Origin of the sequence: Luteimonas suaedae (assembly GCF_008312895.1) — a bacterium.
In the GTDB taxonomy this organism is placed as follows: Bacteria; Pseudomonadota; Gammaproteobacteria; order Xanthomonadales; family Xanthomonadaceae; genus Luteimonas; species Luteimonas suaedae.
Window position 1 is genome coordinate 385,583 of record NZ_VSSP01000002.1, and the last position, 26,313, is coordinate 411,895.

18 protein-coding genes are annotated in these 26,313 nt (G+C 69.0%); 6 read left to right on the top strand and 12 right to left on the bottom strand.

All coding sequences use genetic code 11. From position 1 onward, the window contains the following. Positions 1-147 precede the first annotated feature (147 nt). From rplT to thrS, 4 genes are all read right to left on the bottom strand, one after another. Positions 148-507: a 50S ribosomal protein L20 gene (gene rplT, locus FXO19_RS05995; RefSeq protein ID WP_149194150.1), complete on the bottom strand. Its 360-nt coding sequence runs from the start codon at positions 505-507 to the stop codon at positions 148-150. A 13-nt stretch (positions 508-520) separates the two neighbouring features. Further along, positions 521-718 (bottom strand): 50S ribosomal protein L35, encoded by a 198-nt coding sequence (gene rpmI / locus FXO19_RS06000; RefSeq protein WP_024889803.1) that lies wholly within the window; start codon positions 716-718, stop codon positions 521-523. 806 nt (positions 719-1,524) lie between these two features. Next, positions 1,525-2,070 carry a translation initiation factor IF-3 gene (infC, locus tag FXO19_RS06005; protein ID WP_149194213.1) on the bottom strand — a complete coding sequence of 182 codons (546 nt, stop codon included), beginning with the start codon at positions 2,068-2,070 and terminating at the stop codon, positions 1,525-1,527. Between the two features lie 59 nt (positions 2,071-2,129). Then, complete coding sequence (gene thrS / locus FXO19_RS06010; RefSeq protein ID WP_149194151.1) at positions 2,130-4,034, bottom strand: threonine--tRNA ligase; 1,905 nt, start codon at positions 4,032-4,034, stop codon at positions 2,130-2,132. A 329-nt stretch (positions 4,035-4,363) separates the two neighbouring features. Between thrS and FXO19_RS06015 the strand changes: the two genes are divergently transcribed. Next, positions 4,364-5,392, top strand: a complete 1,029-nt coding sequence (locus FXO19_RS06015) for a LacI family DNA-binding transcriptional regulator (RefSeq protein WP_149194152.1) — start codon at positions 4,364-4,366, stop codon at positions 5,390-5,392. A 235-nt stretch (positions 5,393-5,627) separates the two neighbouring features. Here the strand turns inward: FXO19_RS06015 and FXO19_RS06020 are convergent, their stop codons facing one another. Together FXO19_RS06020 and FXO19_RS06025 are read right to left on the bottom strand one after the other, a co-directional pair. Continuing rightward, positions 5,628-7,334 carry an alpha-amylase family glycosyl hydrolase gene (locus tag FXO19_RS06020; protein ID WP_149194153.1) on the bottom strand — a complete coding sequence of 569 codons (1,707 nt, stop codon included), beginning with the start codon at positions 7,332-7,334 and terminating at the stop codon, positions 5,628-5,630. Next, the gene (locus FXO19_RS06025; RefSeq protein ID WP_149194154.1) at positions 7,331-8,818 is read right to left on the bottom strand and encodes an MFS transporter; all 1,488 of its coding nucleotides are present in this window, start codon (positions 8,816-8,818) and stop codon (positions 7,331-7,333) included. The genes FXO19_RS06020 and FXO19_RS06025 overlap by 4 nt, the downstream gene beginning before the upstream one ends. 231 nt (positions 8,819-9,049) lie before the next feature. On the opposite strand from FXO19_RS06025, the gene FXO19_RS06030 reads away from it, so the two are divergent. From FXO19_RS06030 to FXO19_RS06045, 4 genes are all read left to right on the top strand, one after another. Next, a complete protein-coding gene (locus FXO19_RS06030; RefSeq protein ID WP_149194155.1) occupies positions 9,050-10,666 on the top strand; it encodes an alpha-glucosidase family protein in 1,617 nt (538 codons plus the stop codon). A gap of 267 nt (positions 10,667-10,933) precedes the next feature. After that, a complete protein-coding gene (pulA, locus tag FXO19_RS06035) occupies positions 10,934-13,705 on the top strand; it encodes a pullulanase-type alpha-1,6-glucosidase (protein WP_255516310.1) in 2,772 nt (923 codons plus the stop codon). Between the two features lie 154 nt (positions 13,706-13,859). Further along, positions 13,860-14,777: an alpha/beta hydrolase gene (locus FXO19_RS06040; RefSeq protein ID WP_187775648.1), complete on the top strand. Its 918-nt coding sequence runs from the start codon at positions 13,860-13,862 to the stop codon at positions 14,775-14,777. A gap of 74 nt (positions 14,778-14,851) precedes the next feature. Continuing rightward, positions 14,852-15,448 carry a methyltransferase domain-containing protein gene (locus FXO19_RS06045; RefSeq protein ID WP_149194157.1) on the top strand — a complete coding sequence of 199 codons (597 nt, stop codon included), beginning with the start codon at positions 14,852-14,854 and terminating at the stop codon, positions 15,446-15,448. A 385-nt stretch (positions 15,449-15,833) separates the two neighbouring features. Here the strand turns inward: FXO19_RS06045 and FXO19_RS06050 are convergent, their stop codons facing one another. The 4 genes from FXO19_RS06050 to FXO19_RS06060 all read right to left on the bottom strand — a co-directional run bounded on the left by FXO19_RS06050 (position 15,834) and on the right by FXO19_RS06060 (position 20,510). Further along, on the bottom strand, positions 15,834-16,469 hold the full coding sequence (locus tag FXO19_RS06050) for a class I SAM-dependent methyltransferase (protein WP_149194158.1): 636 nt from the start codon (positions 16,467-16,469) through the stop codon (positions 15,834-15,836). Beyond that, positions 16,466-17,428: an oxygenase MpaB family protein gene (locus tag FXO19_RS06055; RefSeq protein WP_149194159.1), complete on the bottom strand. Its 963-nt coding sequence runs from the start codon at positions 17,426-17,428 to the stop codon at positions 16,466-16,468. Before FXO19_RS06055 ends, FXO19_RS06050 begins: the two co-directional genes overlap by 4 nt. A 220-nt stretch (positions 17,429-17,648) precedes the next feature. Beyond that, positions 17,649-17,777: a hypothetical protein gene (locus FXO19_RS19530; protein WP_255516311.1), complete on the bottom strand. Its 129-nt coding sequence runs from the start codon at positions 17,775-17,777 to the stop codon at positions 17,649-17,651. Between the two features lie 123 nt (positions 17,778-17,900). Continuing rightward, complete coding sequence (locus FXO19_RS06060; protein ID WP_149194160.1) at positions 17,901-20,510, bottom strand: alpha-amylase family glycosyl hydrolase; 2,610 nt, start codon at positions 20,508-20,510, stop codon at positions 17,901-17,903. 334 nt (positions 20,511-20,844) lie between these two features. Here FXO19_RS06060 and FXO19_RS06065 point away from each other — a divergent pair, with 334 nt between their 5' ends. Continuing rightward, the gene (locus FXO19_RS06065; RefSeq protein ID WP_223115434.1) at positions 20,845-23,556 is read left to right on the top strand and encodes a TonB-dependent receptor; all 2,712 of its coding nucleotides are present in this window, start codon (positions 20,845-20,847) and stop codon (positions 23,554-23,556) included. Between the two features lie 155 nt (positions 23,557-23,711). Here FXO19_RS06065 and FXO19_RS06070 read toward each other — a convergent pair whose 3' ends face one another. Then, positions 23,712-24,716 (bottom strand): transaldolase, encoded by a 1,005-nt coding sequence (locus FXO19_RS06070; protein WP_149194161.1) that lies wholly within the window; start codon positions 24,714-24,716, stop codon positions 23,712-23,714. Between the two features lie 276 nt (positions 24,717-24,992). Beyond that, entirely contained in the window at positions 24,993-26,198 is a 1,206-nt protein-coding gene (locus FXO19_RS06075; protein WP_149194162.1) for a CaiB/BaiF CoA transferase family protein, read from the bottom strand. Positions 26,199-26,313 lie beyond the last annotated feature (115 nt).

The following is a 26,313-nucleotide window of genomic DNA, read 5'->3' on the forward strand; positions in this document are numbered from 1 at the left end:
CAAAATGGATCCCAGCCTACGCTGGGATGACGGCAGCGGAAAAAACAATGGGGAAGGACCTGCGCCCTTCCCCATGCGTGAATCAGATTGTCCCGTGCCTCGAAGAGTCCGCACATGGACGTGCGGACTCTTGCAGGGGGACCTGCATTACGCTGCGAGCGCGCCCTTCGCCTTTTCGGCCAAGGCCGCAAAACCCGCCGCGTCGTGCACGGCGATGTCCGCCAGCACCTTGCGGTCCAGGGTGATGCCGGCCCTGGACAGGCCGTTCATGAAGCGGCTGTAGCTCATGCCGTTGATGCGGGCCGCCGCGTTGATGCGGGTGATCCACAGCGAGCGGAAATTGCGCTTCTTCTGCTTGCGGCCGATGTAGGCGTACTGCTGCGCCTTGATCACCGCCTGCTTGGCCACGCGGAACACCTTGCGGCGCGCGTTGTAGTAGCCCTTGGCGAGATTCAGGACCTTCTTGTGACGACGGCGTGCGGTCACGCCACGTTTGACTCGTGCCATTGTTCAGCCCTCCTCAGAGATACGGCAGCATGCGGTCCAGACGGCCGGCATCCTCGGCGCGGACGTGGTTCGTCTGCCGGAGGTTGCGCTTCCGCTTGGTCGCTTTCTTGGTGAGGATGTGGCTGCGGTTGGCGTGGCCTGCCTTGTATTTGCCGGAAGCAGTCTTCCGGAAGCGCTTGGCCGCGCCCCGATGCGTCTTGATCTTGGGCATTGCGATGTCCTTGTGGGTGGAGCTGTGACTGACGCGGGCGGTGGCGGTTCGCCACGCTTTCCATCCTGCCCTGGCCGGCTTGTAAGCCTTTGATTCCCCGAGGAAATCGCGGCGGGTCCTGAATACTGCAGACAACAACCCGGTGAACCGGGCCGAGCATTATGCAGGCCCGGGGTTTCGCTTGCAAATCAGCCGGTTGTGAGCCGCCGAGCCGGACATCGTTGGATCCGAAGCCGGCGAGCCCTCAACTGCGAAAGAGCGATTTCGGTTGCCGCGCGGGGCGGGAGTGGCGCCGACGGCATTGCTCCGCCCTTCGGTCCGGCCATGCATGGCCGGACTCAGGGCCGCAGGCCATCCATGGCCTGCTCTCCGCAACGCCCCCGGCGCCGCTCCCGCTCCAGCGTTGGTGGGCTTCGGGTGGAGGGCTTCCAGGCATCCGAAAGAGAATGACCGGTGCGGCGTCTGGGCTGGGGTATGCGGATAGCAGGCCATGGATGGCCTGCGGCGGCGAGTCCGCCATGGATGGCGGACCGAGCCGGGGAGCATGCCCCGGCCCGGACGCCGCTGTTTCCGAAGCCGACGGACCCAACTGCTTCTGCGCTATTGAATCGGGCGCTCCATCTGCCCCAGAAAATAGAAGAAACGAGGCGCCATTGACGCGAGTTGGGACGAGGCTCGGTGGAGATGCGTTTGGGCTGCCAAAAAAGCAAGCGCGCCTGCGGCGCGCTCCCCCTCACCCTTTGCCCTCTCCCCCACAAGTGGGGGAGAGGGGAACAGTTGGCGTCAGCGGCCTGCGGCCGCCGACGTCATTTCTTTTTGGGGGCGATCATCATGACCATCTGCCGGCCTTCCAGGCGCGGGCGCGATTCGATGACGATGTCCTCGCCGAGATCGGCCTCGATGCGTGCCGCCATCTCGCGGCCCAGCTCCTGGTGGCTCATCTCGCGGCCACGGAAGCGGATGTTGACCTTGATCTTGTCGCCTTCGTCCAGGAACCCGCGCATCTTGCGCAGCTTGATCTGGTAGTCGCCCTCGTCGGTGACCGGCCGGAATTTGACTTCCTTGATCTCGACCTGCTTCTGCTTCTTCTTGGCCGCGTTGGCCTTCTTCTGCAGGTCGAACTTGTACTTGCCGTAATCCATGATCCGGCAGACCGGAGGATCGGCATTGGGCTGGATCTCGACTAGGTCGAGGCCTTCGCTCTCGGCCTGCTGCAGGGCCTCATCGCGCGACAGGACGCCGATCATCTCGCCGTCCGAACCGATCACGCGTACGCGGGGTACGCGGATGTCGCTGTTCCTGCGGTTCTGCTTTTCCGGGGTGCTGATATTGCGATCTCCAAATTCGATAATGCCGGCCACTCGTCAGCGGCCGGGCCTTCCGGCGCGGAGAACCGCGCCGGATCACACACTCATGCTACCGCGTGCTCGCCACGCAGGCGTGAAACGAAGTCGGAAACCGGCATGCTCCCCAGGTCCTCTCCCGTCCGCGTACGTACGGCGACCGCCCCGTTGTCCTTCTCGCGGTCCCCCACCACGAGCAGGTACGGCACCCGCCGCAGCGTGTGCTCGCGGATCTTATAGCCGATTTTCTCGTTCCGCAAATCCGCCTCGACCCGTAATCCTTGATTCGCAAGGCTTTTCCGGACCTCCTCGACGTAGCCGGCCTGGGCGTCGGTGATGTTCATCACCACCGCCTGCACCGGCGCCAGCCAGGCGGGGAAGGCGCCGGCATGATGCTCGATCAGGATGCCGATGAAGCGCTCCATCGAGCCGACGATGGCCCGGTGCAGCATCACCGGGGTCCGCTTCTGGCTGTGCTCGTCGACGTATTCAGCCCCGAGCCGCCCGGGCATCATGAAGTCGACCTGCATCGTGCCCAGCTGCCAGGTGCGGCCGATGGCGTCGCGAAGGTGGTACTCGATCTTGGGACCGTAGAAGGCGCCCTCGCCCGGCAGTTCCTGCCATTCCACCCCGCAGGCGGCCAGGGCATTGCGCAGGGCGGTCTCGGCCTTGTCCCAGGTGGCGTCGTCGCCCAGCCGCGGCTCCGGGCGCAGCGCGATCTTGAGCTGCACATCGGTGAACCCGAAGGCGGCGTAGACCGCCATCGCCTGGCGGTGGAACGCCGTGACTTCGGCCTCGATCTGGTCTTCGGTGCAGAACACGTGGCCGTCGTCTTGGGTGAAGCCGCGCACGCGCAGGATGCCGTGCAGCGCGCCGGAAGGCTCGTTGCGGTGGCAGGAGCCGAACTCGCCGTAGCGGATCGGCAGGTCGCGGTAGCTGTGCAGGCCCTGGTTGAACACCTGCACGTGGCCGGGGCAGTTCATCGGCTTGAGCGCGTAGGTGCGTTTCTCCGACTCGGTGAAGAACATGTTCTCGTGGTAGTTGTCCCAGTGGCCGGACTTCTGCCACAGCGACACGTCGAGGATCTGCGGGCAGCGCACCTCGCCGTAGCCGCTGTCGCGGTAGACGCGGCGCATGTACTGCTCGACCACCTGCCACAGCGCCCAGCCCTTCGGGTGCCAGAAGATCAGGCCCGGCGCCTCCTCCTGCAGGTGGAACAGTTCCTGCTGCTTGCCGATGCGGCGATGGTCGCGCTTCTCGGCTTCCTCGATCCGCTGCACGTAGGCGTTGAGCTGCTTGCTGTCGGCCCAGGCGGTGCCGTAGATGCGCTGCAGCTGCTCGTTCTTGGCATCGCCGCGCCAGTAGGCGCCGGAGATGCGCAGCAGCTTGAACGCCTTCAGGAAACGCGTGTTCGGCACGTGCGGGCCACGGCACATGTCGACGTATTCCTGGTGGTGGTACAGACCCATCTGCGTCTCGTCGGGCATGTCCTCGATCAGCCGCAGCTTGTAGTCCTCGCCGCGCGCGCGGAAGGTGGCGATCACCTCCTCGCGTGGGGTCATCTGCTTGATCACGTCGTAGCCGGTGTCGATCAGCTCGGCCATGCGCTGCTCGATCGCGGCCAGGTCCTCGGGCGTGAACGGGCGCTCGTACCAGATGTCGTAATAGAAGCCGTCCTCGATCACCGGCCCGATCACCATCTTGGCCTCGGGATACAGCTGCTTCACCGCGTGCCCGACCAGGTGCGCGCAGGAGTGGCGGATGATCTCCACGCCCTCGGGATCCTTCGGCGTGATGATCTGCAGGGTCGCGTCGCGGTCGATGACGTCGCCGGCGTCGACCAGGCGGCCGTCGACCTTGCCGGCCACGGTGGCCTTGGCCAGGCCCGGGCCAATCGACTGCGCCACGTCCATGACGCTGACCGGGGATTCGAACTCGCGGCGGCTGCCGTCGGGGAGGGTGATGGTGATCATTGGGAGAGCCGTGATTGGTAATTCGTGATTGGTGATTCGCGACAAGCGGAGGGCGCGTTGGCTCTTGCGAATCACCAATCACCGCCCCACAAAAAAAGCGCCTCGAGGGCGCCTGCGCGAGCCGGGGCCTCGGGACGGGTCAGCGGGGGTCGGTGGTAGTGCTCATGTCGCACGCTCGGCCGGCGTCGCCGCGGGCCACCTTGTTCCGGAACGGTGTCGTGACGATGATTCTAGCAGTTGCGCGGCCCGCTGCAGCGCGGCGGGCCCGGCCGCCGTGGACATGGCATGATGCCGCCGTCCGGCACGTCCGATCCGCCGGCCGCACGCCCATGACGATCAAAGGTAAAGCCACTTCGCTGGACATCGCCCACCTGGCCGGGGTGTCGCAGCCGACCGTCTCGCGCGCCCTGCGCGGTAGCCCCATGGTCAATCCCGAGACCCGGCGCCGGATCCTGGCGATCGCGCGCGAGCTGAACTACAAGGTCGACAAGAACGCCTCCAACCTGCGCTGCCAGCAGTCGGGCACGCTGGCGCTGCTGTTCTTCGAGGATCCGACCCCCGACGATTCGCTGATCAACCCGTTCTTCCACTCGATGCTGGGTTCGATCACCCGCGCCTGCGCGCTACGCGGATATGACCTGCTGGTCTCCTTCCAGCAGCTGTCGGACGATTGGCACGCCGACTACGAGGACAGCAACAAGGCCGACGGGCTGATCCTGCTCGGCTACGGCGACTATCTGATCTCCCGCAGGCGCCTGGAACAGCTGGTCGGACAGGGCACCCACTTCGTGCGCTGGGGCGCCGCGCTGCCCGGACAACCGGGCGTGTCGATCGGCTGCGACAACTTCCGCGGCGGCCTGGACATGACCGCGCACTTGATCGCGCAGGGACGGCGACGGATCGCCTTCGTCGGCGACGCCTCCGAGCGCTATCCGGAGTTCCGCGAGCGCTACCGCGGCAGCGTGCAGGCGATGAACGAGGCCGGGATCGAGGCCCGGCCGGAGTGGCTGGTCGACGCGATCTCCACCGAACAGTCCGGACATGCCGCCACCGTCGAGCTGCTCCAGCGGGCCCCGGATCTGGATGCCGTGTTCGCCGGCAGCGACCTGATCGCCATCGGCGCGATGAAAGCGCTGCACGAAAGCGGCCTGCGCGTGCCAGGGGACGTGGCCGTGGCCGGTTTCGATGACATCCCGCTGGCGAGCTTCGTCACGCCGGGGCTGTCGACGGTGCAGCAGGACACCCGCCAGGCCGGCGCCCTGCTGGTCGACAGTCTGCTCGGGCTGATCGTGGGCGATCCGGTCGAGAGCCGCACCATTCCGGCACGGCTGGCGTTGCGCGGCTCGACCGGCGCCTGAGGGGGGCTTCAGCCATGCGCGTTCGCGGCTGCCGCGTTGCCGACGGCACCGGCGCGCGCACGGCAGGCGCCTGCGACCGGATCGTTACGGTCCCGGCGTAGGAGCGCGCCATGCGCGCGATGCCGCGGGTGCCTGCAGGCATCGGTGGATGCCGCGATTCCGGACCGGCAGGCACGCCGGTCACCGAAATGCCTGGGCAGCGCCATGCCCGCGGCATCGCGCGCATGGCGCGCTCCTACGGAGTTCCCTGGCTGCTCGCCATCAGCGCCTGCAGGCGCGCGCGCATGTCGTCGCGCCGGGGCGACGCGTCGTGCAGGAACACGCGCACGCCGTGGGCCGGCACCTCGGCGGCGAGGCCGTCCTCCACGGCCTGCACCGTTCCGTCGAAACCGTCGCGCCAGTCGCCGGGCTGCAGCAATTCGGTGACTTCCATGGTGCGTGCCGCGTTGCCCTTGTTCAGCAGCACCAGTGCGATCTGGGCGTTCTCGCCGTCATCGTAGACGCGGTAGAACGCCGCCTCGTCGCCTTGCATCCGCACTTGGAGCTGCAGGCCCTTCTGCAGCGCCGGCGATTGCCGCCGCAGGTTGGCGACACGGGACAGCGCGGCATGGATCGGATGCCCGGAAGCGGCGTCCACGCGCGCCTGCCCGAAGTAGTTGCGGTTGCCGGCATGCTCACCGCGGCCGCGCATGAAACCGGTCTCGGAGCCGTAATAGACCACCGGGATACCACGCGCGGTGAACAGCCAATTGTGGGCATCGATGAAGCCCGCGTCGGCAGCGTCCATGCGCGCCATGTCGTGGTTGTCGTAGAAGGTCGCCAGTTCGTAGGGATTGGCATAGGGGCCATCCTGCAGATGCAAGGTGTCCGCCAGCAGCGAGAAATCGGCGCCTTCGGCGAAGACCTTCTGCATCGCTTCCTTCATCGGGAAATCGAGCACGCTGACGCCGCCGTTCTCCGGCCGGGTGTGCTCGGCGATCTTGGCAGCGTCGTAGTTGAAGGCCTCGGCGAACATGAAGAACCCCGGATGCTCGGCGCGGATGCGGTCGCTGAACTCCTTCCAGAACGAGTGCGGCATGTGACGAATGGTGTCGATGCGGAACGCATCCGCGCCCTGCCCGATCCACTGCAGGTAGGCGCCGACCAGGTAGTCCATGACCTCAGGTTGGGCCGGGTCGAAGTCGCCGAGCTGGGCAAGATCTGGCTTGGTCGAATAGAACCGGTGCAACGGCTCGTCGGCGGGATCGAGTTCGGCCGGCGGCAGGTTCTGGTGGTCGGCGACGAGCACGCCGTCGGCATCGAACACCTGCCCGAAACCGGGCTGCCGCTCGGGCATGGTGTACGCAGGCGAGGAATGATTGGCGACAATGTCGAGCACGGTCTTCAGCCCCTGCGCCTTCATGCCGGCGGTGAACGCGGCGAAATCCAGGCCCTCGCTCGGCAGGTGCTCGTCGAGCCGGTAGAAGTTCCTGCCCCAGTAGCCGTGGTAGGCGGCCTTGCCGCGATCGGTCAGCGAGCTGCCGCAGCTGATCACGTCGCCGCCGGTGAAGGCCTGATCCGGGTTGTCGACGATCGGCGTGATCCACACCGCGGTGAAGCCCATGTCGCGGATGTAGCCGGCGTTGTCGAGGATGCCTTTGAAGTCGCCGCCGAGGTAGCCGATGTTGCCGTCGATTCCGTCCGGGCATTCGACAGGAATATCGAAGCTCGGGTGCGGCCCGCCCTGGTCGCGCTGGTCGTTGGACGAATCGCCGTTGACGAAGCGGTCGGTCACCACGAAGTACACCGCATTTTCCGCGAACGGCTCGGTGGTGCCGTAGAAGCCGGGCGCCGGCGATTTCGCGCTCGTCGGCGCGGGCGATGTTTCCGGGGGAACCGGACCGTCCGGCGTGCAGGCCGCCAGCGCCAGCGCGATCACGCAGCCAAGCCAGGCACGCCTCATGCCGGCTGCCCCAGCGGCTGCGGATCGCGTACCCGCAGCACGCACAGCCCGGCCACGATCAGGCTGACGCCGCCCAGCACCAGCACCCGGATCGGCGCGCCATCCAGCAGATGCCGCAGCAGGAAGCCGAGCGTGCTCACCGCGACCAGCTGCGGAATGACGATGAAGAAATTGAAGATCCCCATGTAGATGCCCATTTTCCTCGACGAGACGCTGTCGGACAGCAGCGCGTACGGCAACGACAGGATCGACGCCCAGGCGAAGCCCACCCCGACCATCGACAGCAGCAGCCACTGCGGATCGCGGATCAGCGCCATCGACATCAGCCCGAGCCCGCCCAGGGTCAGATTGACCAGGTGACTGCCGCGCAGGCCGATCGCGCGCACCATCCACGGGATCACGATCGCCGCCAAGGCCGCGAAGCCGTTGTAGGCGGCGAACAGCACCCCCACCCAGTTGGCGCCCTCGTTGTAGGCCGCCGACTGCGGATCGGTGGTGCCGAAATGGACCTGGGTCACCGCCGCGGTGGCGTAGATCCACATCGCGAACAACCCGAACCAGGAAAAGAACTGCACCACGGCCAGTTGCCGCATCGCCTGCGGCATGTTGTGCAGGTCGGCGGCGATCGTCGCCAGCATCCGCTGCGGCGCGAGCCGCCGCGCCACCAACAGCAGCACGCCATACGCCAGCGGAATGCCCGCCAGCACGTACAGCATGCGATCCCAGCCGAACGCGTACACCGCGGCCATTCCGATGCTGCCCAGCAGCAGCCAGGGCAGGCCGCTGGCCGGCTCCAGCGCCGCCCGTTCGCGATCGCCGGGCAGTTCCGGCGGCTGCGCGTCGTCGAAGGCGTGCAGGGTCTCCGGCGGGTACTCGCGGGTACGCAGGATCGTCCAGGCGATCGCGCCGAACAGGACCGCGCCGCCGAAATAGAAGGCGTAGCGGACGGTATCGGGGATCTCGCCCGGCCCCGCGGTATTGCCGACGCCGGCCTTGGCCAGCAGCCAGGGCAACATGCTGGCGACCACCGAACCGATGCCGATGAAGAAGCTCTGCATCGCGTAGCCTGTCGGCCGCTGCCGCGGCGCCAGCTGGTCGCCGACGAAGGCGCGGAACGGCTCCATCGACACGTTGAGCGAGGCGTCGAGGATCCACAGGGTGCCGGCGGCGATCCATAGCGCCGGCGAGTTCGGCATCACCAGCAGCGCGGCGGTGGAGAAGATCGCGCCCCACAGGAAATATGGCCTGCGCCGCCCCAGCCGCGTCCAGGTACGGTCGGAGAAGTAGCCGATCACCGGCTGCACCAGCAGCCCGGTCAGCGGCGCGGCGATCCACAGGCCCGGCACCTGGTCCATGTCGGCGCCCAGCGTCTGGAAGATGCGGCTGACGTTGGCGTTCTGCAGCGCGAAGCCGAACTGGATGCCGAGGAAGCCGAAGCACATGTTCCAGATCTGCCAGAACGTCAGTTGCGGTTTTGCGCCCATGTGCCGGTCCGGCTCCCGTTGCATTGATCCTGCACCCATCGTCGGGGCACGTCGACACCCGCTGTCGCGGACCGGGGCCATGGTAGTTTCGGATGCAGGTGCAGCACGGCGGTTGCATACGTATTCATCGCATCAGCGCGAACACGGTCGTCGCCACGGGATGGCGCATCGTGGAATAGTGACGCCCCGAAAGCGCGCCGCCCCCTGGCGCGACCGATTCCGAGGATGCGGATGACGAGCAGCCCCTGGTGGCGCGGCGCGGTGATCTACCAGATCTACCCGCGCAGCTTCATGGATACCGATGGCGACGGCGTCGGCGACCTGCCGGGCATCGTCGAGCGCCTGGACTACGTCGCCAGCCTGGGCGTGGACGCGATCTGGATCGCGCCGTTCTTCCGTTCGCCGATGCACGACTTCGGTTACGACATCGCCGACTACCGCGACGTCGATCCGCTGTTCGGCACCCTGCAGGATTTCGAGGGCCTGCTGCACAAGGCGCACGGACTCGGCCTGCGGGTGATGATCGACCAGGTGCTCAGCCATACCTCGGCCGAGCACGCCTGGTTCGTCGAGAGCCGGCAGTCCCGCGACAATCCGAAGGCCGACTGGTACGTCTGGGCCGACGCGCGCCCCGACGGCACCCCGCCCAACAACTGGCTGTCGATCTTCGGCGGCGTGGCCTGGAAGTGGGAGCCGCGCCGCGGCCAGTACTACCTGCACAATTTCCTGTCCTCGCAGCCGGACCTGAACTTCCACAACCCCGCCGTACGCGAGGCGACGCTCGACAACGTGCGTTTCTGGCTGGACAAGGGCGTCGACGGGCTGCGCCTGGACGCGATCAACTTCTGCTTCCACGACGAGCTGCTGCGCGACAACCCGCCCAAGCCGCCGGAACTGCGGACCGGGCGCGGCTTCAGCCCCGACAACCCGTACGCGTTCCAGTACCACCACCACAACAACACCCAGCCGGAGAACATCGGCTTCCTGGAGCAGCTGCGGGCGCTGATGGACCGCTACGGCGATGCGGCGGCGCTCGGCGAGATCTCCTCCGAGGATTCGCTGGCGACCACCGCCGAGTACACCAGCGGCCGGCGCCTGCACATGGGCTACAGCTTCGAGCTGCTGACCGACGACTTCAGCGCCGCCTACATCCGCGGCACCGTGGAGCGGCTGGAGGCGGCGATGGCCGAGGGCTGGCCGTGCTGGGCGATCTCCAACCACGACGTGCGGCGCGCGGTGACGCGCTGGGGCGGGCCACGCGCCAGCGACGACTTCGCCCGACAGATGGTGGCGCTGGTGTGCTCGCTGCGCGGCTCGGTCTGCCTGTACCAGGGCGAGGAGCTCGGCTTGCCGGAGGCGGAGGTGCCGTTCGAGGCGCTGCGCGACCCCTACGGCATCGCCTTCTGGCCGACGTTCAAGGGCCGCGACGGCTGTCGCACGCCGATGCCGTGGAACGGCGACGACGGCACCGGCTTCAGCGACGGCCAGCCCTGGCTGCCGATCGCGGACGCGCATCGCGCCCGCAGTGTCGCCAGGCAGGAAGCCGACCCGGATTCGGTGCTCGCCGCGGTGCGGCGTTTCTTGCGCTGGCGCAAGGCGCATCCGGCGTTGGTCGAGGGCGACATCCGCTTTCTCGATGCGCCGGAACCGGTTCTGGCGTTTACCCGCAGCCATGGCGGCGAATCACTGCTGGTGGCGTTCAATCTCTCGGCCGACGCGGTTGCCTGGCGACTGCCGGAAGGCATCGCGGCGCGGCCGGTCGACGACCACGGGCTGCTTGGCGGCGGGATCGACGAGGGCGTCCTGCAGCTGCCGGGGAGCGGCGTGTTCTACGGTCGGATGGGTTGACGGGCGCTGCATTGATGCTGCACTCCCCCCTTTGAAAAGGGGGCTGGGGGGATTTGCTGGGCGCCCGACAAAGACACAGCCAGAGCAAATCCCCCTCAATCCCCCTTTTTCAAGGGGGAAGATAAGCGTCAAAAATGGGGGATCTCAGTCTTGGCCCCATGTTCGAGGGGGGAGACCAACAGGATGAATCGTTGCCCGCTTGTTGCAAGCGCTCTTCTGCACAGTCCAGGCACCATCGTTGCCGACGATGCCGGAGGGCCGTCCGACATGACACATAAGCCACGCCGCGCCCGCGCCCTGCTCATGCTCCTTGCGCTGTACACGGGCGTGGCCCTCGCGGCCCCGACCGCGGCATCGGTATCGCAGGCCTGCGACGCGGCCGGTTTCCAGCAGGTGCTGCACGCGATACCCGCGCAGGCGCAACGCGTCGATGCACGCGCGCATTGGCTCGATCGCCGGCTGATCCGATGGCCCGGTGTCGTCACCGGCGACGGACAGCGCATGCAGCTCTACCATTCCGCGGGCGGCACGATCGTCGCCCGGCATGGCGCTCGCGTCGCCGGCGCGGACGGCGCGCTGGCGCTGGAGGCGTACGACGGCGAGATCCCGGCCGCGCTCGCCGAGCGCTTCCGTTTCCTGGAAAGCGGCACCACGCTGGCGGTGCGCGACGAAGATGCGGCACGGCTGCCGTCGCTGCATACCGGCCAGCTGCTGCTGGTGCACGAGGACGCCGACGGCCGCGTCCGCGAGGCCACCGCGCTGCAAGTGGCCGGCGCCCTGGACGACCTGTACGCCGCGGCCGAGGGCATCGACGATTTCGGTGCGACCGTCGGATTCGACGGCACCCGCTTCCGGCTGTGGGCGCCGACCGCGCGTGCCGTTTCGGTCTGCCTCCATCGCGACGACCGCGCACCTGCCGACGCCGTGCACCCGCTGCGGCGCGACGCCGCCACCGGCGTCTGGTCGCGGTCGCTGCCGCGGGACCTGTCCGGCCGCTACTACACCTATGTCATCGACGTGTTCGTGCGCGACATGGGCGTGGTCCGCAATCGCGTCACCGACCCCTACTCCACCGGCCTCGGTGCCGACTCGCGCCGCAGCGTCGCCGTCGATCTCGACGCGCCGGCGCTGAAGCCGGACGGCTGGGACGCCGCCGCCGCTCCGGCGATCGCGGCGCAGACGGACATGACGATCTACGAACTGCACGTGCGCGATTTCTCGCGCGACGACGCCAGCGTCAGCGAAGCCAACCGCGGCAAGTACCTGGCCTTCACCGAATCCGGCTCGGACGGCATGCGCCACCTGCGCACCCTGGCCGGCGCCGGCCTGACCGATGTGCACCTGCTGCCGGTGTTCGACCTGGCGAGCGTGCCGGAAACCGGCTGCGTCTCGCCCGCGATTCCGGATGCCGCGCCGGACAGCCCGGCGCAACAGGCCGCGGTGATGGCCGTCGCCGCCCGGGACTGCTTCAACTGGGGCTACGACCCGTTCCACTTCAACGCGCCGGAGGGCTCGTTCGCGAGCGATGCCGCCGACGGCGCGGCGCGCATCCTCGAGTTCCGGCGGATGGTGATGGCGCTGCACGCCGCCGGCCTGCGCGTGGGCATGGACGTGGTCTACAACCACACCAGCGCTTCCGGGCAGCACCCGCAGTCGGTGCTCGACCGCATCGTGCCCGGCTACTACCACCGCTACGATGCCGCCGGCCGGGTGGAGCGCTCGACCTGCTGTGACAACACCGCCACCGAACACCGGATGATGGCCAAGCTGATGATCGACTCGGCGGTGCTGTGGGCGCGGCACTACCGGATCGACTCGTTCCGCTTCGACCTGATGGGCCACCAGCCGCGCGCGGCGATGGAGCGGCTGCAGGCGGCCGTGGACGCCGCCGCCGGCCGCCGGATCCACCTGATCGGCGAGGGCTGGAACTTCGGCGAGGTCGCCGACGGCGCGCGCTTCGTGCAGGCCTCGCAGCAGTCGCTGGCCGGCAGCGGCATCGGCACCTTCAGCGACCGCACCCGCGACGCGGTGCGCGGCGGCGGACCCGCGGACCGCGGCCGGGCGTTGCTCACCGAGCAGGGCTGGATCAACGGCCTGGTGTACGACCGCAACCCGCACGCGCCGGAGCGGCCGCTCGAAGAGCTGAAACGCAGCGCCGACCTGGTCCGCGTCGGCCTGGCCGGCACGCTGCGCGACTACACGATGAGCGCGCACGACGGCACCCGGAAGACCTTGGCGGAAATCGACTACAAGGGCCAGCCCGCCGGCTACGCTGTGCAGCCGGACGAGGTGGTCAACTACGTCGAGAACCACGACAACCAGACCCTGTTCGACATCAACGTGTTCAAGCTGCCGCCGGACACCTCGCGCGAGGACCGCGCCCGGGTGCAGATGCTGGGCGCGGCGGTCACCGCCTTCAGCCAGGGCATCGCCTACTTCCACGCCGGCCTCGAGACGCTGCGCTCGAAGTCGCTGGACCGCAACAGCTACGATTCCGGCGACTGGTTCAACCGCCTCGACTGGACCTTGCGCGACAACCACTTCGGCAGCGGCCTGCCGCCGGCGCAGGACAACCGCGAGGACTGGCCGCTGATGCAGCCGCTGCTGTCGCACCCCGACATCGAGCCGGGCCCGGAGCAGATCCGCCTGGCGCGCGACATGTTCCTCGACCTGCTGCGCATCCGCGCCAGCACGCCGCTGTTCCGGCTGCGCAGCGCGGACGAGATCACGCGCCGACTGACCTTTCCGAACGGCGGTCCGGCGCAGAATCCGCGCGTGATCGCCGGCCGTCTCGACGGCGCGGGCCTCGCCGATGCCGGCTTCGCCGAGGTGCTGTACTTCATCAACGTCGATCCCGCGGCGCAGACGCTCGAACTGTCGGGGCTGCGCGGCAGGGACTGGACGTTGCATCCCGTGCATCGCGCGCCGGACGCCGCCGATCCACGCCCGGCCGCGCAGGCGCATTACGATCGCGCCAGCGGCCGGTTCACGCTGCCCGGCCGCACCGCGCTGGCCTATGTCATCGAACGTGCCCCGTAGAGGCGTGCCATGCGCGCGATGCCGGCGGCGTGTCCGGTCGCGGCCATCGGCGGTCCGGTCACGGGCCGGGTTGCGCGTCGGCGACCGGAATCCTGTGGCGGCGCGATGCCCGCGGCATCGCGCGCATGGCGCGCTCCTACAAAAGGCAACGCTCATGTTGCGCCTTGTCCTGGTCGCCGTTCTGCTCTCGGCCTGCACGCCACCGCCAAAAGCCGGCCCGCCACAGGCCGTCGCCGTCTCCACGCCGGATGTCAGCGGCCGCCTGCTGCGCCACACCGCATTCCCGTCGCGCCACGTCGCCGCGCGCAACGTCGACGTCTGGCTGCCACCCGGCTACGCGCGCGACCCGCAGCGGCGCTACCCGGTGCTGTACATGCACGACGACCAGAACCTGTTCGATCCGGCCACGGCCTATGGCGGCATCGACTGGGGCATCGACGAGACGATGACGCGGCTGATCGCCGACGGTGCGGTACGCGAGGCGATCGTGGTCGGCATCTGGAACACGCCGCAGCGCTTCGGCGAGTACATGCCGGAGAAGGCAGTGACCACCGACGCGGTGGCCACCGGCGTCGACGGCTTCGATCCGCTGCCGCGGACGCAGGTGGTCTCCGATGCCTACCTGCGCTTCCTGGTCGACGAGCTGAAGCCCACGATCGACGCCGCCTACCGCACGCTCCCCGCCCGCGACGACACGCTGGTCATGGGCTCGAGCATGGGCGGGCTGATCGCGCTGTACGCGATCGCCGAGTACCCGCAGGTGTTCGGCGCTGCCGCGGCCGTCTCCACGCACTGGCCAGCCGCCGACGGCGCGATGATCGACTGGCTGGCGCCGCGCCTGCCGGACCCGGCCACGCACCGGCTGTATTTCGACCACGGCACCGCCACGCTCGACGCCGGCTACGCGCCCTACCAACGGCGCATGGATGCGATCGTGCGCGCGGCCGGATACGTGAACGGCGAAAACTGGATCAGCCTCCGGTTCGAGGGCGCCGAGCACGCCGAAAGCGCCTGGCGCAAGCGGGTGCACCGGCCGCTGATCTTCCTGCTCGGGCCCGCCGGTAGGCCCTAGGCGGGTGATCCCGCGCCGGCGGCGCGACACCGCTATCATCGCGCTGGCCCGGATTGACCGCCGGATCGCCCGCGATGAAAGCCACCCTGCACGACGAACGCCTCGACCTGGTGACCGGCCTGCTGCTGCAGTCCGGCGCCGACAGCGTGCTCGACCTCGGCTGCGGCGCCGGCCGCCTGCTGGCCTGCCTGCTGCGGCATCCGCAGTTCGCGCGGGTGACGGGCATCGACGTCAGCGCCGATGCGCTGGCGGTGGCGAGGCACGAACTGCAACCGCGCGCCGGACAGTCGCGGTTGCAGCTGATGCACGCCAACTGCACGCGGCCGCTGGACGGGCTGCCCTTCCACGAGGCCGCGACGATGGTGGAAACCATCGAGCATTTCGATCCGGGCGTGCTCTCGGCCGCCGAGCGCACGCTGTTCACCTGCTACCGGCCGTACGTCGCGATCGCCACCACCCCCAATCGCGAATACAACCCGCTGCTGGGGCTGCCCGAGGGTCGCCTGCGCGATCCCGACCATCGCTTCGAGTGGGACCGCGCGCGCTTCCGCGCCTGGGCGGTCGGCGTGGCACGGCGCAACGGCTACGCGGTGCGCGTCGGCGGCATCGGCGAACCGGACGACGAGTTCGGCGCACCCGGGCAGTACGCCTATTTCAGCCGGGATCAGTGACCGCGCTTGGGCGCGCCTCGGCGTTCGGTGATCGGACGCGGGGAGCGAGGAACGGGTGAAGAGGGACCAGGAGCGAGTGGGTGCGCATGTCCTTGCGGGAGCTCCGTCTTCCTGTGCAAGCGATGATCTTCCACAACGCCGGCTTCCCGAACGCCGGCGCTGAACATCGATCCAGTCCAGGCTGTCTCGACATTCACTCCCTCCGCCGACCCCTGTAGGAGGGGCTTCAGCCCCGACCTGCCGAAGATCGCGGCGGGAAACAGGCAGCGCGACCGGCCCGAAGCTGAATGCTTGGGCATTTTTTCCGTGCTCCGCTCGTTTCCCGGGTCGGGGCTGAAGCCCCTCCTACAGGGACAGCGGGCGTGAAGGCGGATGTCGATACGGCCTAGGACTTGCGGAAGAGCGCGATGTGCGGCGCCGGGCATTCCAGTTGCCAGTGGTGGCGACGCGCAATCCACTGCAGCGTGCGCTGCTGGTAGAAACAGACGTGGGTCGGGTCTCGGGCATAGCCCCAGGCGGCGAAAGGCCGCTCCGGCAGTCGCCACTGCGTCATCAGGCCGAGCCAGCCACCCGGCCGCAACAGATCGTCGAGACGCGCGAACTCGGCCGCGGGATCGTGGAAATGTTCGGCGGTTTCGCTGCAGGCGATGAAGTCATAGCGACGCTGCAGCAGCCCGGCGTCCGCGGCATACAACGGGTCGTATGCCACCGTGGGAAAGCCACGTGAGGCCAGCATCGCCGGCAGCGCCGGGCCCGGGCCGGCGCCGTAGTCCAGCCCGTGCATGCCGGGCCGCAGCCGGGCTGCCAGCGGCTGTACGAGGCGATCGAGGAAGGTGCGATAGCCGGCGTCGTCCGGATCGTTGCGGTGCAGGTCGTAGAGCGCGCGCTCGGCTTCCGCCGACGGCCGGTCGCCGGGCAGCATGAAAGTCAGGCCGCAGTCGCCGCAGACGGCGTAGCGCCTTCCCTGCACCGGCGCTTCTGGCGCGCACGGTGCCGCGCCGCAGAGCGGACAGGCCGTCATCGGCGGGGGCTTGCCTGGACGACGGACGCTGCCGGCCGCGCCGGCCAGCGATGCAGGCGCGCGGGATCCACTCCCACGCGCCGGCAGGCACGCTGCGCCACGCCGTCATCGAGCGCCGCACGGAACAGCGGCCCGAGCCCGCGCAGGGTGCGTGCCGCCGCCGCGTCGCGCGCGCGGCGCAGCGCACCGCGCCCGAGCATCGCGTGCGCCCAGGCCGGCAACAGCGCGGCGCCGGCGCCCAGGAACAGTGCCCGCGACAGTCCCGCCGCCGGCACCGGCAGGCGGATCCGCGAGAGCACGTCGAGCACCTCGCGCGAACGTTGGTCGCAGGCCAGTTCGCCGTGCACCTGTGCGAAATAGGCGTGCACCGCGGCCTCGGACGCAGGCACCGCGCGCGCGCCCAACGCCTCGGCGACACGTCGTACCTCGGCGTAGTAGCGGTCGGCGGCGCCCGCGGGCAGCGTGTCCGGGCAATAGCGGCGGTAACCCTGCAGGAAGCCGTAGCTCTCGGTCACATGCACCCAAGTGAGCAGGTCGGGATCGTCGGCCGCGTAGCGGCGCCCGTCCGGCAATACGCCACGCACGCGCGCATGGATCGTGGCCACGCGCGCGATCAGGCGCTCGGCCTCGGTACGGCCGGCGTAGGTGGTGCCGGCGACGAAGGCAGTGGTGCGGCGCAGGCGCCCGACCAGGTCCTCGCGGAAGTTGGAATGATCCCAGACGCCGGCCAGCGCCCGCGGGTGCAGCGTCTGCAACATCAACGCGCACAAGCCGCCGGAGAGCATGCCGGGGAAATCGGCGTGGATGCGCCAGGTGACGCTGTCCGGGCCGAACAGGCCGGGATCGCCGGCGGGGTGGTCGTAGTCGATGCCGCTCTGCCCGCGCGGGAACGCGCTCAGCACCCAGTGGCGGATGCGGGCGGTGGCGGGCGCGGCCAGTGCGCGGAATCGGGCGTCCATGCCGTCATGCTAGTCGTATCGGCCGCAACCGGGCCTGACAGATGCGCCATGCACGTATCGACGCCACCGCAGGCTTGTCCTCCGTAGGAGCGCGCCATGCGCGCGATGCCGCGGGCATTTCGCCGCCCGCGGATTCCGGTGACCAGCGCGCCTGCCGGTCCGAATCGCGGCATCCACCGGATCCTGCCGGCACCCGCGGCATCGCGCGCGTGGCGCGCTCCTACGGAGGCAGGACAATCACCTCTGTGCCGTCCATGATCCGCGGATCGTCGGGGTCGCCGCCGCCGAAGCCGGCGAGCCGTGCCTCGGGCGCGAGCGGACGATAGTCACCCTCGTAGGAGCGCGCCATGCGCGCGATGCCGCGGGCATTTCATCGCCCGCGAATTCTGGTGACCGGCGCGCTTGCCGGTCCGGAATCGCGGCATCCACCGGATCCTGCCGGCACCCGCGGCATCGCGCGCATGGCGCGCTCCTACGGAGGCAGGATGATCACCTCGGTGTCGTCCATGATCCGCGGATCGTCGGGGTCGCCGCCGCCGAAGCCGGCGGGTCGTGCCTCGGGCGCCAGCGGACGATAGCCGCCGTCGTAGTCCCAGGTCGCGACGTAGAGCTTCGCCCCGGACAAGGAGGCCGGATCGCCGAGCGCGCCGGCCGGCAGGGTGAAGGTGACGGTGCGGTCTTCGCGGTCGACGGCGATGTCGGCGCCCGGTGTGACCGGCGTGCCCTCCTCCGCCGCATCGGCACCTTCCGCGGAGAACAGCACGTTCGACCAGCCGTGCGCGCGCAGCCGCCGATGCCAGCGCATGCCGTCGGGCAACCGTGCGTGCTGCTGCGGCATCGCCGCGGCACCGCCGTCGTGGCCGGGCAGCTGCAGGAACAGGGTGAAGGCGACATGGTCGAAGCCGTTGCCGGGATTCCAGGCATCACCGAGGCCACGCATCGTCAGTGCGACCCGCAGCGCGCCACCGGCGCCCCAGACGCGCACGCGCTCGATGTCCGCCGGCCGCAACTCGCGCCAGCCCGAACCGGATGGATACACGTAGCGGCCATCGGGGCCGGCGTCGTCGCCGCGCGCATCGGCCAGGTCGGCCAGCGCCTGCCAGTCGAGATCGGCGCGGAACGTCTGCGCGGTCGACACTGCACCGCTGGCGGGGTCGCGCACGACCAAGCGATGCGTCACCGCGGGATCGATCATGCCGCCGGTGGCCACGTTCGCGCGCCAGCCGCCGTCGGCGGCGACCGGCACCGTCACCGCGCGTGCGAGGTCGCCGTCGATCACCAGCTGCACCTGCTCCGCGCCCGGCGCCGTGCCCTGTACGGCGAAGTCGCCGCGCGCCGGCCTCGGCGGCAGCGGCCCCACGGCGGGCGCCATGGCCGGTTCCGGCGCGGCCACGGTTTCGGCGGTCACCCGCCACACCTGCCCGCTGCGCGGCGGCAACACCCGGGTGAGGTGGCCGTCGCGGCCGACCACCGCGTCGTCCGGGGTGCCGTCGAGCGCGAACAGTCCGCGCAGCACGGTGCCGGCGGGCAATCCGGTGTCCAGCGCATCGAGCAGCACCGGCGCATCGGCGGTGTTGAACACCACCAGCGCGCTTTCGCCGGCATGATCGGTGCGCCAGGCCACCGCACCGGCGCTTGCGGCGTTGTCGGCCAACACCGTCGGCGTACCGCGCGAGAACAACGGATGGTCGCGGCGCAAGGCGATCGCGCGCTGCAGATAGCGGTACAGCGGCGCCTCGCGATCGAACCGGTCGCGGCCGCCGCTGCCGTAGCCGTCGGCGAACATCGCCGCGCGCTGTCCGGTGAAACCCTGTTCGGTGCCGTAGTAGATCACCGGAATGCCGGGCAGGGTCAGCATCGCCAGCAGCGCCTGCCGCATCGCGGGCTCGCCGGCGCCGGCGAGAAAGCGGTCGACGTCGTGGTTGTCGATGAAGCTGGGCATCCGCCAGGGGTCGTCATGCAGCGCCATCATCGATTCGATGCGGTGGCGCAGCTCCGCCGTGGGCCGGCCGCGGGCGAAGACGTCGCCGAGGGTGCCGTAGAGCGGGAAATTGATCATCGACGGCAGCCCGCCGGGCACGCGCATGTAGGCGTCGAGCTTGCGCGCCTGGGTGTCGTCGAACGGCTTGTCGGCGCCGAAACCCTCTCCGAACGACAGGAAATCCTCGCGCCCGGTCGCGCGCGCTACGCGCACCACGCCGGGTGCTTCGGCGTCGTCGCCATGCAGGAAATCGGGGAAGAAATCCGCGGGCACGTGGAATGCGGTGTCGACGCGGAAGGCATCGACACCGACTTCGCGGATCCAATGCCCGTAGCTGTCGCGCAGCGCCGTGCGCACCCGCGGATTCTCAGTGTTCAGGTCGTCCAGCCCGGCCAGCGCGAATTCCAGCTCCTGGCGGCGATCGCCGAAGTCGGCGATGTCCGGCGTCCAGTGGTAGATCGCCTCGGCGTGCTGCGCCGGATCGCGCGGATCGTTGCGATCGAACGGCGGCTGCGTCGGCGCGGTGCGGCCGCGCGCATCGGCGATCAGCTCGAAGTGTCGGGCCGGGTCGCCCTCGTCCCAGCCTTCGCCGTAGGCGAAGAAGTTGGCGGTGTGGTTGACCACCACGTCCTGCACCAGGTACATCCCGGCGTCGTGCAGCGCGCGCGACAGCGCGCGGTACTCCTCCAGCGTGCCGAAGTGCGGATCGACCGCCTTGAAATCCTCGGCCCAGTACCCGTGATAGCCGCCGTAGCGGGTGGCTTCGTTCCACCACTGGTGCGCGACCGGCGGCGTGATCCAGACCGCGGTGGCACCCAGGTCGCGAATGTAGTCGAGCCGCCGCGCGATCCCGCGCAGGTCGCCGCCGCTGTAGCGGGCGCTGTCGGCAGGATCGTATTCACCGGCGCCCTGGTCGTTGTTGCCGGGATCGCCGTCGTCGAAGCGATCGATCATCACGAAGTAGATCACCTGGTCGCGCCAGTCGGGCGACGGCACGTGCAGCCCGGCGACCTCTTCGGCCGCGGCCGGGAAGGCCAGCACCAGCCCGAGCGCGGCCAGTGCGCAGCGGCGGGCGAATGTACGCCCATCGCGGCGCGTCACGGCGTCACTGCGTGCGGCTTGGGGACCGGGGTTTACGACGGAAGACGCTTGCATGGGTGCTCCTGGCGGGGCGGCGGACCCGGGCCGGCATCGGCTTGGCGGCGACACCGGTTACCGCGACGCGATCGCCGTACACGATGGAGGTTGCCGATCCTGCATCACCCTCCCCCGCGGAGGCGATGAATACGTATGCAGGGAAGCGTGCGCGATGAAACCCGGGTCTACCATGGCCGCGACACCGAAATACCCGCCTTTCCGCCGGACAGATCCGCAAGGACGCTACGGAAGGGACGGCATCACGAACCGCGATCCGCACCACCCTTAGGGAGGGGAGATGAAGCTCGAACGCAACCTGCTGAGCGTTGCACTGTCGTCGGCGATGCTGATGTTCGCCGTCAACGTGAACGCGCAAACCACCGGCGAAGACGACACCCCGGCCCAGACCGCCGCACAGGACCCCCGTGCCGGCGGCACGGAAGCCGTGGACCTCGACCGCGTCATGGTGACCGGCATCCGTCGCGGCATCGAGAATGCGATCGAGACCAAGCAGAGCTCGACCTCGATCGTCGAGTCGATCTCCGCCGAGGACATCGGCAAACTGCCCGACATCAGCATCGCCGAGTCGATCGCGCGCCTGCCGGGCCTGGCGGCGCAGCGCGTCGCCGGCCGCTCGTCAACGATCAGCATCCGCGGCCTGGCCGAGAACTTCGGCACCACGCTGCTCAACGGCCGTGAGCAGGTCAGCCTGGGCCACAACCGCGGCGTCGAGTTCGACCAGTACCCATCGGAGCTGATCAACGCCGTGGTCGTCTACAAGACGCCGGACGCCTCGCTGGTCGGCCAGGGCCTGTCGGGCACGGTCGACCTGCAGACGGTGCGGCCGCTGTCGTTCGGCGAGCGCGTGATCACCTTCAACGCCCGCGCCGAGGAGAACTCGCTGGGCGAACTGAATCCCGGCTACGACGACCGCGGCTACCGGATCAGCGGCTCCTACATCGACCAGTTCATGGACGGGCGACTCGGTGTCGCCGTGGGTTATGCGCGCATGGACTCGCCCGGCCAGGCCAATCGTTGGGAGTCCTGGGGCTATCCAACCGACACTGCCGGCAATTTCCTGCTTGGCGGCAGCAAGTCGCAGGCCTCCTCTGTCGAGAACGTCCGCGACGGCCTGATGGCGGTGGTGGAATTCAAGGCCAACGACCACTGGACTTCGATCCTCGACGCCTACTACTCCACCTTCGACAAGTCCGAGACCCTACGCTTCATGGAAACCGGCCTGGCCTGGGGCGCCGGCACCGCGCTGAGCAACGCGGTGGTCGAGGACGGCCAGGTGGTCAGCGGCACCTTCAGCGGCGTGCGCCCGGTGCTGCGCAACGACCGCAACACCCAGGAGGACGAGCTTCTGGCGGTGGGCTGGAACAACGCTTTCGAGTTCGGAGAGCGCTGGTCCGGCGTGGCCGACCTCAGCTACTCGAAGGCCGAGCGCAAGGAGATGCTGCTGGAGACCTACTCCGGGCTCGGCAGCGCCGGCAACACCCGCACCGACACCGTCGACTTCGTCATCGACCGCGCTTCCGGGCTGCCGACCTTCACCTATCGCGAGGACTACACCGACCCCTCGAACCTGGTGCTCACGGACCCGGGCGGGTGGGGCCAGGAAGGCTTCATCAAGTTTCCGGAGGTCGAGGACCGGCTGGCCTCGCTGCGCCTGGGCGCCGAACGCCGGTTCGACGACGGGATCTTCAGCAGCGTGGAGTTCGGCGCGAATCACGCCGACCGCGAGAAGACCCGTCGCAGCGGGATGGAGGCCTTCCTGCGCCTGCCCGGCGGCGAGGTACCGATCCCGACGGACGCGCTGACGGCGCCGGTCGACCTCGGCTTTACCGGCATCCCCGGCAGCATCGGCTACGACATCCACGCGGTGCTGCCGCTGTACGTGGTCGACGAGCACAGCCATCCCGACATCCGCAACAAGAACTGGACCGTGGAGGAGAAGATCTCCACCGCCTATGCGCAGTGGAACCTCAACACCGACGTCGGCGAGGTCGCCCTGCGCGGCAACATCGGCGTGCAGCTGGTGCACACGGACCAGAGCTCCACCGGCTTCGTGGTGCCGTTCGGCGACGCCGACGCGCCGATCCCGCTGAGCGGCGGCGCCACCTACAACGAGGTGCTGCCCAGCCTCAACCTCTCGTTCGGCTTCCCCTCCGACCAGATGCTGCGCTTCGCCATCGGCCGGCAGATGGCGCGCCCGCGCATGGACGACCTACGCGCCAACCGCAACATCAGCATCCGCATCGACCGCGATCCGAACGGCCAATGGACCGGCGACGGCGGCAATCCAGAACTCGAGCCCTGGCTCGCAACCGCCCTGGACGTCTCCTACGAGAAGTATTTCGGCGGCCGCGGCTACTTCTCGCTGGCGGCCTTCCACAAGGACCTGCACAGCTACATCTTCAAGCAGACCGTCAACGACTACGACTTCAGCGCGTTCGACCCGCGCGAGTTCGATCCGGTCTCCGATCTCGGCGAGTTCACCACGCCCGAGAACGGCCAGGGCGGCGAGCTGTACGGCTTCGAGGCCGCGGTGTCGGTCCCGCTCGACATGTTGTGGCAGCCGCTGGACGGCTTCGGCTTGATCGCCAGCTACTCCAAGACCAAGAGCTCGATCCTGCCGGACGGCCCGGACGGCCCGGACCGGCCGATCCCCGGCCTGTCCGAGCACGTCTCCAACGTCACCCTCTACTACGAGCGGCAGGGCTTCTCCACCCGAGTGAGCCGGCGCAGCCGTTCGCCGTTCATCGGCGACGTGGTCGGCTTCGGCGGCGATCTGGGAACCCGTTACATCGGCGACGAGGACATCGTCGACTTCCAGGTCGGCTATGCGTTCGCCGACGGCACCCGCCTGGCAGGCCTGTCGGTGCTGGTGCAGGTGAACAACGTCACCAACGAGGAGTACCGCGAGTTCTACTTTGACAATGGGCTGCCACAGACCTACAACGAGTATGGCCGCCAAGTGCTGCTGGGCCTGAACTACAAGTTCTGACTGGGGCCTACCGCTCGAACGCTATTCGACACGGATCGGCGCGGATAGCGCATCGAAGCGGAACGAAAAGGAGCAGCTGGGTATCTCTGTGGGAGCTATGGCAGCCGCGACTGACCGTTCGCCGAGTCGCGACTTCCGTCGCTCCCGCACGAGCGCTAGCCGGTCGCCAGCTTGCCCGCGATGCGCTCGCGCAGCGCGTGCAGGTCCGCGGCGAAGGTCGCCACGCCCTCGTCCAGCTTCTCGCGCGCCATCCGGTCCTGCGCCAGCGCGGCATCGAAGGCGGTGCGGTCGATCGCGGCTGTGGCTTTCGCCTCGACGGGGCCGGGCGAAAGCTGCCGCGGCACCTCGCCACCGGCGGCGTCCAGTTCCTCCAGCAGCGCCGGCGAGATCGTCAGCCGGTCGCAGCCGGCCAGCGCCTCGATCTGCGCGGTGGAGCGGAACGATGCGCCCATCACCACCGTCTCCAGGCCGCGTCGCTTGAATTCGCGGTAGACGTCGCGCACGAAGATCACGCCCGGGTCCTCGTCGATCGTGAACGCGCGCCCCGCGTGCGCCACGTGCCAGTCGAGGATGCGGCCGACGAACGGCGAGATCAGGAACGCGCCGGCCTCGGCGCAGGCCAGCGCCTGGACGCGGTTGAAGACCAGGGTGAGATTGCAGTCGATGCCTTCGCGCTGCAGCACCCGCGCGGCCTCGATGCCGGCCCAGGTGGCGGCGACCTTGATCAGCACGCGCTCCGGCTCGAGGCCGGCCTCGCGGTACAGGGCGATGAACCTGCGCGCCTTGGCCACGGTGGCCTCGGTATCCTGCGCGAGGTCGGCATCGACCTCGGTGGAGACACGGCCCGGCACCAGCCCGGCCAGGGCGGCGCCGACACCGACCGCCAAACGGTCCGCCGCTTCCTCGACGCGCGAGCCGATGTCGCCGGCCTGCGACGCTGCGCGCCGCAGCTCGCTCTCGATCAACTCGGCGTACACCGGCAGGTCAAGCGCCTTGAGCACCAGGCTGGGATTGGTGGTGCAGTCGACCGGACGCAAGCGCCGCACGACCTCGAAGTCGCCGGTATCGGCGACGATCACGCTGTGCCGGCGCAGCTGCGCCAGCCGCGATTGGTCCGTTGCCGGTGCCTGCGTGTCCCGCGCCGAGGGTGTCGTCGTCATCGTTCACTCCTGTACATGCCGGCGCACAGTTTAGAGCCTGCCGATGACAGGCCCTAACGCCGGTCGAACATCCACCCCTCCGCCTACCCCTGTAGGAGGGGCTTCAGCCCCGACCGCGCCAAGCAGGCGCATCGGTGGCGACCATGGTGAACGCGCCGCCGCGCGTTACGAAGGCAAACAATGGCAGAGAGCATCTGGCTGTTGGCCCCACGGGGGCGGGGCTGAAGCCCCTCCTACAAGGGCAAGGGGCCGTGGGGAGGCGAATGTCGCTACGCCCTAGCGCGACGCCTTGCCGCGGGCGGATGGCGCGGGTTCGCCCGCATCCGCCGCCGGAAGCTCGTCCGAGTGCTCGCCCAGCATCGGCGCCGCGAACGGCGCCGGCCCCGGCGTGCGGCCGAACTTGATCGGCCGGGTGACGCCACGGTAGCTGCCGAGCTTGGAATGCGCGATCGGCGCCACGATCTCCTCGGCCAGCACCTGCGGATGGTCGAACATCTCCTCGACCCGGCGCGCCGCCGCACACGGTACGGCATCGCCGAAGACCTCCTCCCATTCCAACGCAGTGCGCGCGGCCAGCGCCGCGTGCAGCTTCGGCACGATCTCGCCCGACAGCTGCGCGCGCTTGCGCACGGTGTCGTAGCGCGGATCGGCCGCCAGCGCATGCAGTCCGGTGCGCTCGCACAAGGCCTGCCAGAAGCGCGGCGTGTTGGCCGAGATGTAGAGATGCCCCTCGCGCGCAGGATGGATGCCGGTCACGCCGCCCGAGCGCATGTCGCGCCAGATGTCGAGCGCCTCGCCCTCGGCCCAGATCATCCGTGCCGACTGCATCGTCAGCGCGCTGCGCAGCAGCGAGACGCCGACGAACTGCCCCGCCCCGCTGCGCTCGCGCTCGTACAGCGCCGAGGCGACGCCGGCGGCGAGCAGCGCGGCGGCGTAGTAGTCCACCACCGAGCCGTACACCAGCTCCGGCGGTCCCGACGGCGGTCCCTGCAGCGTGCAGATGCCGGTCATGGTCTGCAGCACCTGGTCGTAGCCGGCCTTGTCCTTCATCGGCCCGGTCTCGCCGTAGCCGGTGACGGCGCAGTAGATCAGCCGCGGGTTGATCACGTTCAGGCGCTCGTGGTCGATGCCCAGCCGTTCCGGAACGCCGGGCCGGAAGTTGTGCACCAGCACGTCGGCATCGCGCACCAGCCGCAACAGCACCGCCAGCTGTTCCGGCCGCTTCAGGTCCAGCACCACGCCGCGCTTGCTGCGGTTCACGCCCAGGAACGCGCGGCTCTCGTCCCGCAGCGTGGACGGATAATTGCGCAGGTTGTCGCCGTCGGGCGGTTCGACCTTGATCACGTCCGCCCCCTGGTCGGCCAGCAGCGTGCAGCCGTAGGGACCGGCGATGTACGCGCTCAGGTCCAGCACCCGCACGCCGCTCAGCGGACCTGCGGGCCCGGTGCGTCGGGAGGAAGCGAATGGGGAACCAGTGGTCATCGAGAAAGCCGGTGTCGTGTCGTAGATGGCGTTTCGGCTCCTGAACCCAGGTTTGAATCGCTGCCGTCATCCCCGTGAAGGCGGGGATCCGTGGACGTCAAGCCGTCAAAAATCA